The sequence below is a fragment of the Brevundimonas sp. G8 genome (assembly GCF_902506205.1).
GTDB lineage: Bacteria > Pseudomonadota > Alphaproteobacteria > Caulobacterales > Caulobacteraceae > Brevundimonas.
Window position 1 is genome coordinate 2,427,330 of sequence record NZ_LR732816.1, and the last position, 11,974, is coordinate 2,439,303.

The window sequence follows — 11,974 nt, forward strand, 5'->3', positions numbered from 1 at the left end:
GCGGTGGAGGGGCTCTTCACGCCGCACAGGCGGTATGGCCGCATGACCTTCCCCACCCCCACACCCCTTGAATGGCGCGAGGCCGCCCAGAAGGCGTTGAAGGATCGGCCGATCGAGTCGTTGATGTCCCTCGACGCGGACCAGCTGGTGACGCGGCCGCTGTACGCCGGGGCGAGCGGGGTGCAGGCGATCTTCGCGCCGCGTCCGTCCGACTCCGAAGGCCGGGCCTGGGACCTGCGGACCCTGATCGAGGGGGACGACGCCGAGGCGGTGAATGAAGCGGTGCTGACTGATCTGGAGAACGGCGCGGCCTCGGTGGTGCTGAAGGGCGGGGTGCTGGCGGATTCCGCGCCGCTAGGGCGGGCGCTGGAAGGCGTGGCGCTGGAGCTGGCGCCGGTCGCGCTGGACGCGGGGATCGACGGGCCGGATGCGGCCAACGCCTTGGCGGTCGTGGCGAAGGGTTCGCCGCGCGCCCAGCTGCGGTTCCACATGGACCCGGTCTCGACCTTCGCCGAGGCAGGCGGATCGCCGCGCCAGGTCGAGGAACATCTGAGCCTGGCGGCCAATACGGCGGCGCGCCATGCGGGCGCCTATCCCGACGCGACCTTCTTCATGGCGAGCGGGCGCGTGGCGCACGAGGCGGGCGGATCGGCGGCGCAGGAATTGGCCTTCGCGGCCGCCAGCGCGGTGGCCCATGTAAAGGCGGCCGTGGAAGCCGGGATGTCGGTCGAGGTGGCGCTGCGCGGCACGGTCGTCGGCCTGTCGGTCGATGCCGAATATTTCGACAGCCTGGCCAAGTTGCGAGCCATGCGTCTGATCTGGTCCAGCCTGACGCGGGCGTTCGGCGTCGAGGCGCCGGCCGTGATCGAGGCGCGGTCGTCGCGGCGGATGTTGGCGGCGCGTGACCCCTGGCCCAATCTGCTGCGGTTGACGGCGGCGGGGTTTGCGGGCGCCGTGGGGGGCGCGGACGTGGTGGTGCTGGACGGTTTCACCCGGGCGACCGGGCGGTCCGACGCCTTTGCCCGGCGGCAGGCACGCAACACCCAGCTGGTGCTTATGGAGGAAGCTAATCTGGGCCGGGTGGACGATCCCGCCGCAGGTTCCTGGTATCTGGACGCCCGGACGCGGGATCTGGCCGAGGCCGGCTGGGTCGAGTTCCAGATGATCGAGGCTGAGGGGGGGCTGGTCGAGGCCCTGAAGGGTTCGGTGATTCAGCCCCGCATCGCCCGTGCCCGCGCTGTCCGCGAGGCTGCGTTGGCGAACGGCGCGGCCCAGATCATCGGCGTGACCAAATATGTCGATGCGGACGTGCGTTCCGCCCCGGTCGAGGCGGCCGACGCCGCGCCGTCGCCTGTCGAGCGGGTGTGCGAACCCCTTACGCCGATCCGTTTCACTGCGGCCTTCGAGGAGGCGGCCCAATGAGTTTCCCCGACTTCAGCAAGATCGCCCTGAACCTCGACCCGACGGGGCAAGGGCCGACGCGTGATCCGTGGCTGACTCCCGAGGGACTGACGGTCGAGACAGCATATGGTCCCGACAGCACTGACGCGCTGGAACACCCGCACGGCCTGCCGGGCTTCGCGCCCTTCGTGCGCGGGCCCTATCCGACCATGTATGCGGGCAATCCCTGGACCATCCGCCAGTACGCCGGCTTCTCGACCGCCGAGGAGTCGAACGCCTTCTATCGTCGCAATCTGGCGGCGGGGCAGAAGGGGTTGAGCATCGCCTTCGATCTGGCGACGCACCGGGGCTATGACTCGGACCACCCCCGGGTGAGGGGCGACGTCGGCATGGCCGGCGTGGCCATCGACAGCATCTATGACATGCGCACCCTGTTCGACGGGATCCCGCTGGATCAGATGTCGGTGTCGATGACCATGAACGGGGCGGTGCTGCCGATCCTGGCCCTGTATGTCGTCGCGGCGGAAGAGCAGGGCGTGCCCCACGCCAAGCTGACCGGGACCATTCAGAACGACATTCTGAAGGAGTTCATGGTTCGCAACACCTACATCTATCCGCCCGAGCCCTCGATGCGGATCATCGCCGACATCTTCGCCTGGACGGCGCAGGAGACGCCGAAGTTCAACTCGATCTCGATCAGCGGCTATCACATGCAGGAGGCGGGGGCCTCGGCGGATATCGAGCTGGCCTATACGCTGGCGGATGGGATCGAATATCTGCGGGCGGGCGTGGCGGCGGGCATGCCGATCGACCGGTTCGCGCCGCGGCTGAGCTTCTTCTGGGCCATCGGCATGAACTATTTCATGGAGGTGGCCAAGATGCGGGCGGGCCGCCTGCTGTGGGCCGAGGCGGTGCGGAAAGAGGGCGGCGAGAACCCCAAATCCCTGTCCCTTCGCGCTCACTGCCAGACCTCCGGTTGGAGCCTCGCCGCCCAGGACGTCTTCAACAACGTCCCTCGCACCATGGTCGAGGCCATGGCGGCGGCGGGCGGCCAGACGCAGAGCCTGCACACCAATGCCCTGGACGAGGCCCTGGCCCTGCCGACCGACTTTTCGGCCCGGATCGCGCGGAATACCCAGATCCTGCTGCAGTCGGAGACGGGCCTGACTCGCGTCATCGACCCATGGGGCGGCAGCTTCTATGTCGAGCGGCTGACGCACGAACTGGCCGAACGGGCGCGAGCCCACATGGCCGAGGTCGAGGCCCTGGGCGGCATGGCCAAGGCCATCGAGGCCGGCATCCCCAAGCTGCGGATCGAGGAATCCGCCGCCAAGACCCAGGCTCGGATCGACACCGGCCAGCAGACGGTGGTGGGGGTGAACAAATATCTGAACCCCGTCGTCGACGACATTCCGATGCTGAAGGTCGACAATGCGGCGGTGCTGGCCGCCCAGATCGACAAGCTGAAACGGTTGCGGGCCGAACGGGACCCGGCGGCGACCGATGCGGCGCTTCAGGCCCTGACCGACGGCGCACGCGGAAACGCCAACCTGCTGGAGCTGGCGGTCCAGGCCGCTCGCGCCAAGGCCACGGTGGGCGAGATCTCCGACGCGCTGGAGGCCGCCTTCGGCCGTCATGTGGCCACGGTCCAGACCGTGTCTGGCGTCTACGCCAAGGAGGCGGGCGCCGATCCCCGCTTCGCCCGCGCCCGCGAGATGGTCGCCACCTTCGTCGAGAACGACGGCGGCCCGCCGCGGATCCTGATCGCCAAACTGGGCCAGGACGGCCACGACCGGGGTCAGAAAGTCGTCGCCACCGGCTACGGCGATCTGGGCTTCGACGTCACAGCCGGCAGCCTGTTCCAGACCCCGTCCGAAGCCGCCCGTGACGCGGTGGCGAAGGGCGTCCATGCGGTCGGCGCCTCGTCCCTGGCGGCCGGCCACCTGACCCTGGTCCCCGAGCTGAAGGCCGAACTGGAACGGCTGGGCCGCCCCGACATCATGATCGTGGTCGGCGGCGTCATCCCGCCATCCGACGTCCAGCCCCTGCTCGATATGGGCGCCGCGGCCGTCTATCTACCCGGTTCGGCCATCGCCGACACGGCGGTGGACCTGATCGAAAAGCTGAACCAGCGTCTGGGTTACGCCCAGCCTGCGCCTGCCCAGGCAAAGACTGAGGACAAACCATGATCGGCGCCCTGAACCATGTCGGGGTCGCCACGCCCTCCATCGCGGACTCGATCAAACTGTATCGCGATATCCTGGGCGCGACGAAGATCGGCGAGCCCTTCGACCTACCCGCGCAAGGGGTGAAGGTCTGTTTCGTCGACACCCCGACGGCCCAGATCGAGCTGATCGAACCCTATGACGAGACCAGCCCCATCGTCGGCTTCCTGGCCAAGAACCCCAAGGGCGGTCAGCACCACCTCTGTTTCGAGGTCGCCGACATCCACGCCGCCATCGCCGAGATGCGGGCCAAGGGCGTGACCATCCTGGGCACGGGCGAGCCGCGCATCGGCGCCCACGGGACGCCGGTCGTCTTCCTTCACCCGCGCGATATGGGCGGGGTGTTGATCGAGCTGATGGAAACGCCGAAGGGCGACCACTGATCGGCGCCAAGCGGAGCCTTTCAACGGCTTGGGCCGTTGAGGACGAAACGGGAGAGTCCTCATCATGATGCGCCGCCTGACCGCTTTCGTCGCCATCGCCGCCCTGACCGGCGTATCCGCCTGTTCGCAGGGTGAACCGGAGCAGCCCGCAGCGCCGGTCGAGCCGCAACCGGCGTCGGCGTCCAGCGCGCCGTCGGTCGGCTACGCCTGCGAAAGCGGCGCGACGCTGCAGGTTCAGTATGCCGACAGCGACACCGCGAAGCTGGCCTACAAGACCCAGACCTACGCCCTGCGCTCGGTTCAGGCCGCCAGCGGCGCCCGCTATGTCGGGGCAGGCGTGGAATGGTGGACGGCGACCCGCGACGGGCAGGAGAGCGGCACGCTGAGCCGCCTGGGCCCCGACGGCACGACCGGCGTTGCGGTGCTCGAGCGCTGCTCGCGTCCGGTGGCGGCCGTGGAGCCGGGCATGACGCCGGGACCGATGCCGACGCCGGGTCAGACCCCGACGCCCGCGCCGGGCGGGGTGCTGCCTGCCTCCATGCCCTGCAAGGGTCCGCAACTGAAATTGGCGGCCGAGGGCGGCGACGCGGGCGCGGGCAATCGGGTGCGCAACTTCAGCCTCGAGAACGTCGGGACGCAGGCCTGCAGCCTGACCGGCTATCCCGGCGTGACGTTACAGGATGCGCGGGGCCGCGCCGTGACCTCGATCCGCGCCGACCAGAGCCCCGGCAGCTATTTCCGTCAGGGCCAGGCGCCGACGCCTGTCGAGATCGCACCGCAATCTAAGGCCTATTTCGAAACGGCCTGGAATGTGGTTCCGGACGAGACGATGCAGACGTCCTGCCCCAGCGTGGCGACCCTGCGTGTGACCGCGCCGGGCGACACCGCCGCCGTCAGCCTGCCGTTCGAGTTCCAGCCGTGCGGCGGCAAGATCCGCGTCAGCCCCATCCGCGCCGAGGCGGACCCTCAACCGGCGACCTGATGCGGGTGGAAACGGATCGGAAATCGGCGTAGGTCGCGACCATGACTCAGACATTCTATGACCGCGTCTCCGCCGAGCTGACCGACATCGACGCCCAGGGCCTGACCAAGCCAGAACGCATCATCGCCTCGCGTCAGGGACCGGTGATCCAGGTCGCCGGCCGTGACGTGCTGAACTTCTGCGCCAACAACTACCTCGGCCTGGCCGGCGACGAGCGCGTCACCCAGGCCGGGATCGCCGCGCAGAACAAATGGGGCGCCGGCACGGCCTCAGTCCGCTTCATCTGCGGCACCCTGGAAATCCACAAGGAGCTTGAGGCCGCCATCGCCGGCTATCTCGGTTTCGAGGACGCCATCCTGTTCGCCGCCGCCTTCGACGCCAACGGCGGCCTGTTCGAACCCCTGCTGGGCGAGAACGACGCCATCGTCTCCGACAGCCTGAATCATGCCTCGATCATCGACGGCGTGCGGTTGTGCAAGGCCAAGCGCTATCGGTTCGCCAACTCCGACATGGACGAGCTGGAAAGCCGCCTGAAGGAGGCCCGCGCCGCCGGCGCTCGCGACATCATCATCGCCACCGACGGCGCCTTCTCGATGGACGGCTACATCGCCAAGCTGGACGAGATCCGGGCGCTGGCCGACAAATACGACGCCCTGATCATGGTGGACGACTGTCATGCGACTGGCTTTCTGGGCCCGCAGGGCAAGGGGTCGTTCGCCCATCACGGGGTCGAGGTGGACTTCGTCACCGGCACCTTCGGCAAGGCCTTGGGCGGCGCCATGGGCGGCTTCATCTGCGCGAAGAAGTCGGTCGTCGAACTGCTGAAGCAGCGCGCGCGCCCCTATCTGTTCTCCAACGCCCTGGCGCCCGCCGTCTGCGGTTCCAGCCTGGAAGCCATCCGCATCGCCCAAGGCGCCGAGGGCGACGCCCTTCGCACCCGCTTGTCCGCCAACGCCCACCGCTATCGAGGCGCCATGGCCGACGCCGGCTTCACCCTGCTGGACGGCGAACACCCGATCATCCCGGTCATGCTGGGCGACGCCAAACTGGCTCAGGATTTCGCGGCGCGCGCGCTGGAACTGGGCGTCTATGTGATCGGCTTCAGCTTCCCGGTGGTGCCGCGCGGCCAGGCCCGCATCCGCACCCAGATGTCGGCGGCGCATAGCTTTGACCAGATCGATCGAACGGTCGAGGCGTTCACGACGGCGGGCAAGGAACTGGGCGTTATCTGACGCCTTCCTCTGTCACCGTCGCCACATTATTCCCGTCATCCTCGGGCTTGTCCCGAGGATCCATACTCCCGGTTTTCGCCGGTGCGCACCGTCCTCGACGGAGTTTATGGATCCTAGGCACAAGGCCTAGGATGACGATCTTAGAGTTTTTCAGGAGACGCCATCATGGCTGAAACAATGAAAGCCCTGGCCAAGACCGCACCCGGCGTCGGCCTCGAACTGATCGACGCCCCGGTCCCCGAGGCCGGGCCAGAGGACGTGCTGATCCGGGTGCATCGCACCGCCGTCTGCGGCACCGACATCCACATCTGGAATTGGGACGAGTGGTCCCAGAAGAACGTCCCGACCCCGATGATCACTGGCCACGAATTCGCCGGCGAGATCGTCGCCATCGGCAAGGACGTGGATCGCCCGCTGAAGATCGGTCAGCGCGTCTCGGCCGAGGGCCACGTCATCGACCTGAACTCCGAGGCGGCCCGCGCCGGTCACTTCCACCTGGACCCCAAGACGCGCGGCATCGGCGTGAACCGTCAGGGCGCCTTCGCCGAGTTTGTGGTGGCCCCGGCCTTCAACGTGATCGAACTGCCCGACGACGTGCCCTATGAGATCGGTTCGATCCTGGATCCGTTCGGCAATGCGGTGCACACGGCGCAGCAGTTCGACCTGCTGGGCGAGGACGTGCTTGTTACCGGCGCCGGCCCCATCGGCATGATGGCCGCCGCCGTGGCCCGTCATGCGGGCGCGCGCACCGTGGTCCTGACGGACATCAACGACTTCCGGCTGGAACTGGCGCAGAAGGTGGCGCCGGGCGTTCGCACCGTGAACACCACCAAGGAAGACATCCATGACGTGATGAAGGAGTTGGGCCTCAAGGTCGGCTTTGACGTGGCGCTGGAGATGTCGGGTTCGCCCATCGCCTTCAAACAGTGCGTCGATACCCTGATCATGGGCGGCGGCATGGCGATGCTGGGTATTCCGTCCAAGCCGATGGAGACGGACTGGGGCGCGATCATCCTGAAGGCCCTGACCATCAAGGGCGTCTATGGCCGCGAGATGTTCACCACCTGGCGCAAGATGCTGGGTTTGCTGAAGGCGGGTCTGGACCTCAGCCCGCTGATCACCCACCGACTGGGCTATGCAGACTACCGCGAAGGCTTCGAGGCGATGAAGTCGGGACAGTCGGGCAAGGTGGTGCTGGACTGGGACAAGGCGGCCTGAGATCAGGACAGTGGAGATCAAGAGGGGCGGCCGGTCGGCCCCCCCCTCTTTTCATGATCAGTACCGCGCTCTCAGCGTGATCCCCACCGTGCATGGGTCGCCGGGCGTGCCTAGCACCAAGCCCGAGTTGCCGGCCTGGACTGTCAGCAGTTGGAGATAGTCTTCGTCGAAGGCGTTCTTGACGAAGATGAAGGCCTCCCAGCCGTTGTCGGACCGGAAGCCGGCGCGCAGGTTGACGATGCTGTAGCCCTCGATCTCGGTATGACGCGAGACCGCAGCGTCGGCGTTGTAGGTCAAGCGATAGCTGGCGTCGGCGCCGAAATAGGCCTCTCCGGCTTGACCCAGGCCTTGCACGTCACGGTGCAGTTCGCCGCCGATCGATCCGGCCCAGGGCGAGACGCCCGGCAGATCCTTGCCCGACAGGTCGCAGGCCAGGGTGGAGGTACCGATCGATTCCAGCGGGCAGGGGCCGTTGGTGAAGCTGGCGTATTTGGCGTCCGTCCAGGCGATGTTGGCATAGGCGTCCAGCCACGGCGTCGGCCGTGCGAAGGCGTCGAGCTCGATGCCCTGGATTTCCACCTTGTCCGCATTTGCGAGGTAGCCGCGCAGGGCGCCGGGGCCGGTGTCGACGACATTCGCCTGATAGTCTTCGACGTCGGTGCGATAGGCGGCCAGGTTGGCGGTCACCCGCTTGTCGAACAACTGGGTCTTGAGGCCCAGCTCATAGGTGGTGACTACCTCGGGCTCGACCACGGCGTTGGTCAGGGCAGGCGTGCCGTCGGGCAGGTTCGGGATGCCGGCCATGTTGATGCCGCCCGACTTGTAGCCCCGCGCCAGGGAGCCATAGACGAGGACCGTGTCGGAGATGTCGTAGGACAGGGCGACCTGGCCCGAGAGATCGCCGTCGGAGATGTCGGCGGCATAGGCCTGGGGCCGGGCGACGCCGAGGCGGCGGGTCAGATCAGCGGCGCTGCCGGGGCCGCCGCCGGTGACGGTCGAGACATAGGCGCCGTCTTTCTCTTCATGGGTGTATCGCAGGCCGGGCGTCAGATGCAGCCGGTCGGTGATGTTCCAGGTCAGCTGGCCGAAGACCGCCAGCGAGTCGGTTTCGATCCGCGAGTCGTTGAACACCGTGTAGCCTTCGAGCAGGCCGGGGTTTGTCCCTGGGACCAAAGCGTTGGTGACCGGATCGCGCACGGTCGTCAGCCAGTAGGAGGCGTTGCGGCCGTATTCCGTGACGCCGTGAGTTTCGACCGCCTGATGGAAGGCGTAGGCGCCGACGGTCCAGTCGATGCGGTTGGCGCCGTTGGAGGAAAGGCGGAGCTCCTGGCTCCACTGGTCCTGGTCAGACGGGTTGGCGGACTGCCGCGTGATGTCGAGCGCCGTATAGTCGCGGTCGTTGGCCGGACGCCAGTCCCAGGCCCGCCAGGCCGAGACCGAGGTTAGGGTGGCCCAGCCGAAATCATAGTCGACGATAGCCGAGAAGCCGCGCTGGATCTGGTCGGCGGCGATCGCGCCGTCGACATCTGCGACCCTGTCATAGGGATTTGTGCTGCCGGGCGTATAGCCCAGACCGGCGGCGAGGGCGGGGAACCGCAGATTGACCGGCTTGGCCGTATCGCCGACGCGGACATACAGTTGGGTGCAGCAGTCGGGCGTCTGGTCCGAATAGTCTGCGAACAGGCGGATGGTCAGCTTGTCCGTCGGCTGGAACAACAGTTGGCCGCGCAGGCTGATGGAGTCCTGGGCGTTCTGCTTGCGGCCGACCGTGACATTGTCCACGATGCCGTCGCGGCGGGTCGAGACGAAGGACAGGCGTGCGGCAAGCTTGTCGGTGATCAGCGGACCCGACACCGACGCCTTGGCCTGCAAGAAGCCATAGTCGCCGATGCTGACCTCCCCCTGCGCCTCGGGCGTGAAGCTGGGTGGGCGGGTGATGATGTTCAGGGCGCCCGCGGTGGTGTTCTTGCCGAACAGCGTCCCCTGCGGCCCACGCAGGATCTCGATCCGTTCGATGTCGACGAAGTCCAGCGTCGCCGTCGCCGGACGGCTGTAATAGACCTGATCGATATAGATGCCGACGCCCTGTTCCAGCCCGTCGTTGGCCAGGCCGTAGCTGGCGCCCAAGCCCCGGATGGTGATGGCGGTGTTTCGGGCGTTGGGGCTAAGCAATTGGACGCTGGGCGCTAGCTGGGTGATCTGGCCGATGTTGTAGGCGCCGGTGCGGTCCAGCAGTTCTTCGTTCACGACCGTCAGGGCGATGGGCACGTCCTGCGCCCGCTCGTCCCGCCGCCGGGCGGTGACGACGATGTCGCCGACGCTGGCGACGCTGGGTGCGTTCACCTGAGGTTCGACGACCTCGTCAGGCGCGGCGAAGGCCGCTGCGGGCGCGCCGAGGCAGGCGAGGATGGCCGTGGCGGACAGCAGGCGTCGGGCGGTTGTGGATGTCATCGTGGTCCCCCTCCGGCGACGTGATGCGCCGAGGGGGAAGAGAAGGGTTTTAAATCCTACCGATCAAATGGGGATTTCTAACGCTAGTCTTGAGAAGCTCTGAGGTCAGACGGCAAGCAACTGTTTGATCAGCGCCTTTTCGAAACCCTTGGTCTCCGAACCCGGAAGGACATCGGCGATGGCGCCGCTCTCGAACAGGGCGAAGACCTTGGGGTGGACGTAAGAGGCACGGCAGACGGTGGGGGTGTTGCCGAGCAGGCCGGCGACGGCCTTGACGCAGACGGTGATCTTTCGCTTGGCGTCGGTGGGCGAGGTTGCAGCCTCCGTGTCGCGCAGCGCTCGCGCCGCCGAGACGGTGCCGGCCCAGGTGCGGAAGTCCTTGGCCGAGAACTGCTCGCCCATCGCCTCGCGGATGTAGGCGTTCACGTCGTCGGAATCGACGGGGCACAGCGTGCCGTCCGCCGTGCGGTATTTGAAGAGTTGCTGGCCCGGCAGGCCTTCCAGTTCACGCACGACGCGGGCGAGACGGCGGTCCTTGACGCTGACGCTATGGTCCTTGCCGCTCTTGCCGCGAAACTCGAACGTCAGGGCCGAGCCGTCGACCTCCAGGTGGCGCTTGTGCAGGGTGGTCAGGCCGTAGCTGCGGTTCTGCTTGGCGTAGATGGAGTTGCCGACGCGGATGAGGGTGATCTCCAGCAGGCGCACGGCGGTGGCCAGCACCTTGTCCCGGCACACGCCGCGCAGGGCCAGATCGTGTTCGACCTTGTCGCGCAGTTTGGGCAGGGCGCGCGAGAAGGCGGGCAGCTTGTCGAACTTGTTCTCGGACCGGGCTGTGCTCCAGTCGTTATGATAGCGGTACTGTTTGCGGCCCTTCACATCGCGGCCGGTCGCCTGGATGTGACCGTTGGCCTTGGGGCAGATCCAGACGTCGGTCCAGGCCGGCGGGATGGCCAGGGCGCGGATGCGGGCCACTACCTTGGCGTCGTTGATCGCCTTGCCCTTCGCGTCGCGATAGGACCAGCCCTTGCCGGCGCGACGACGGCTCAGGCCCGCGAACTCGTCGCTGCAGTAGCTGAGCCCTTGCGGAACCTCGGCGGCGATGTCGAAGGCGTGCGATCCGTCGGCCATCCGCCGCGTTTCCTTTTCACGGGTCTTTCAGCCGCTTGCCGAAGACGAGGGACGAACGCGGGGCCTGGGCGGCGAGTTCCGCTTGACCGCGCGAACGGGGCGCGAGACGAGGCGGCATGAACTATCGCCACAGCTTTCACGCCGGAAACTTCGCCGACCTGCTCAAACACGCTCTGGTGCTGTGGCTGGTGAAGACGCGGCAGGGGGCGGGGCCGCTGACGGTGTTCGACACCCATGCGGGGTCGGGGTTGTATGACCTGTCGGGGGACGGGACGCGATCCAGGGAGGCCGAGGCCGGCGTCGCGCGGCTGATGACGGCCGAGGGTCGGACGCCGCTGATGGATGCGCTGGCGGCTGAGGTGGCAGCGATCAATCCTGACGGCGGCGTGCGATATTATCCGGGCTCGCCCCTGCTGATCGCCGACGCCCTCAAGGACGGCGGGCGCTATGTCGGGTTCGAGCTGAACCCGCCGGTTCGGGCCATGCTGGCCGAGGCGCTGGCGGGACGGTCCAATGCACAGGCGCGCGAGGGCGACGGCTATGCGGCGGTGGTCGCAGACGCGGCGAAGGTGCGCGGGCCGCTGGTGCTGATCGACCCACCGTTCGAGAAGCCCGACGATTATGTCCGCTCGGCCGAGACGGCTATCGCCGTGGTGAAGCGCGATCCGACGGCGACGGTGGCGATCTGGACCCCGTTGAAGGATCTGGAGACCTTCGACGGCTTCATCCGGCGGCTGCAGGGCAAGGCCGGCCCGACCTTGGTCGCCGAAGCGCGGCTGAGGCCGCTAACCAATCCGATGAAGATGAACGGCTGCGCCCTGGTGGTGGTCAATCCGCCTGACGGGACACAAGCCGCCGCGAACGAAGTCTGCGGCTGGGTCGCCGGGGCGTTGGGCGAAACGGGCGGGCGGGCCGAGGTCTGGACCTTCTGACCGCAGTCACTAGGTTGGTCGC

At 67.4% G+C, this 11,974-nt stretch carries 9 protein-coding genes; 7 read left to right on the forward strand and 2 right to left on the reverse strand.

Annotation, left to right across the window (positions count from 1 at the left end; all coding sequences use genetic code 11):
- Window positions 1–42: 42 nt before the first annotated feature.
- From CHRYSEO8AT_RS11725 to tdh, 6 genes are all read left to right on the forward strand, one after another.
- Entirely contained in the window at window positions 43–1,422 is a 1,380-nt protein-coding gene (locus tag CHRYSEO8AT_RS11725; RefSeq protein ID WP_159850200.1) for a methylmalonyl-CoA mutase family protein, read from the forward strand.
- Entirely contained in the window at window positions 1,419–3,590 is a 2,172-nt protein-coding gene (gene scpA, locus CHRYSEO8AT_RS11730) for a methylmalonyl-CoA mutase (protein ID WP_159850202.1), read from the forward strand. The genes CHRYSEO8AT_RS11725 and scpA overlap by 4 nt, the downstream gene beginning before the upstream one ends.
- Entirely contained in the window at window positions 3,587–4,009 is a 423-nt protein-coding gene (mce, locus tag CHRYSEO8AT_RS11735) for a methylmalonyl-CoA epimerase (RefSeq protein ID WP_159850204.1), read from the forward strand. The genes scpA and mce overlap by 4 nt, the downstream gene beginning before the upstream one ends.
- Before the next feature lie 64 nt (window positions 4,010–4,073).
- Window positions 4,074–4,991: a DUF4232 domain-containing protein gene (locus CHRYSEO8AT_RS11740; RefSeq protein ID WP_201304424.1), complete on the forward strand. Its 918-nt coding sequence runs from the start codon at window positions 4,074–4,076 to the stop codon at window positions 4,989–4,991.
- A gap of 41 nt (window positions 4,992–5,032) precedes the next feature.
- Complete coding sequence (locus tag CHRYSEO8AT_RS11745) at window positions 5,033–6,223, forward strand: glycine C-acetyltransferase (RefSeq protein ID WP_159850206.1); 1,191 nt, start codon at window positions 5,033–5,035, stop codon at window positions 6,221–6,223.
- A gap of 177 nt (window positions 6,224–6,400) precedes the next feature.
- Complete coding sequence (gene tdh, locus CHRYSEO8AT_RS11750; protein WP_201304527.1) at window positions 6,401–7,441, forward strand: L-threonine 3-dehydrogenase; 1,041 nt, start codon at window positions 6,401–6,403, stop codon at window positions 7,439–7,441.
- Window positions 7,442–7,498: 57 nt separating this feature from the next.
- On the opposite strand, the gene CHRYSEO8AT_RS11755 is transcribed toward tdh, so the two are convergent.
- Window positions 7,499–9,892 (reverse strand): TonB-dependent receptor, encoded by a 2,394-nt coding sequence (locus tag CHRYSEO8AT_RS11755; RefSeq protein ID WP_159850210.1) that lies wholly within the window; start codon window positions 9,890–9,892, stop codon window positions 7,499–7,501.
- Window positions 9,893–9,997: 105 nt separating this feature from the next.
- Window positions 9,998–11,020 (reverse strand): DNA topoisomerase IB, encoded by a 1,023-nt coding sequence (locus CHRYSEO8AT_RS11760; RefSeq protein WP_159850212.1) that lies wholly within the window; start codon window positions 11,018–11,020, stop codon window positions 9,998–10,000.
- Between the two features lie 116 nt (window positions 11,021–11,136).
- On the opposite strand from CHRYSEO8AT_RS11760, the gene rlmJ reads away from it, so the two are divergent.
- Window positions 11,137–11,952: a 23S rRNA (adenine(2030)-N(6))-methyltransferase RlmJ gene (gene rlmJ, locus CHRYSEO8AT_RS11765; protein ID WP_159850214.1), complete on the forward strand. Its 816-nt coding sequence runs from the start codon at window positions 11,137–11,139 to the stop codon at window positions 11,950–11,952.
- Window positions 11,953–11,974: the final 22 nt, after the last annotated feature.

Coding starts and splice junctions, on each gene's coding strand:
- CHRYSEO8AT_RS11740 (WP_201304424.1), top strand. CDS start 4,074: ATGATGCGCCGCCTGACCGCTTTCGTCGCCATCGCCGCCCTGACCGGC.
- rlmJ (WP_159850214.1), top strand. CDS start 11,137: ATGAACTATCGCCACAGCTTTCACGCCGGAAACTTCGCCGACCTGCTC.
- CHRYSEO8AT_RS11755 (WP_159850210.1), bottom strand. CDS start 9,892: ATGACATCCACAACCGCCCGACGCCTGCTGTCCGCCACGGCCATCCTC.
- CHRYSEO8AT_RS11745 (WP_159850206.1), top strand. CDS start 5,033: ATGACTCAGACATTCTATGACCGCGTCTCCGCCGAGCTGACCGACATC.
- mce (WP_159850204.1), top strand. CDS start 3,587: ATGATCGGCGCCCTGAACCATGTCGGGGTCGCCACGCCCTCCATCGCG.
- CHRYSEO8AT_RS11760 (WP_159850212.1), bottom strand. CDS start 11,020: ATGGCCGACGGATCGCACGCCTTCGACATCGCCGCCGAGGTTCCGCAA.
- scpA (WP_159850202.1), top strand. CDS start 1,419: ATGAGTTTCCCCGACTTCAGCAAGATCGCCCTGAACCTCGACCCGACG.
- CHRYSEO8AT_RS11725 (WP_159850200.1), top strand. CDS start 43: ATGACCTTCCCCACCCCCACACCCCTTGAATGGCGCGAGGCCGCCCAG.
- tdh (WP_201304527.1), top strand. CDS start 6,401: ATGAAAGCCCTGGCCAAGACCGCACCCGGCGTCGGCCTCGAACTGATC.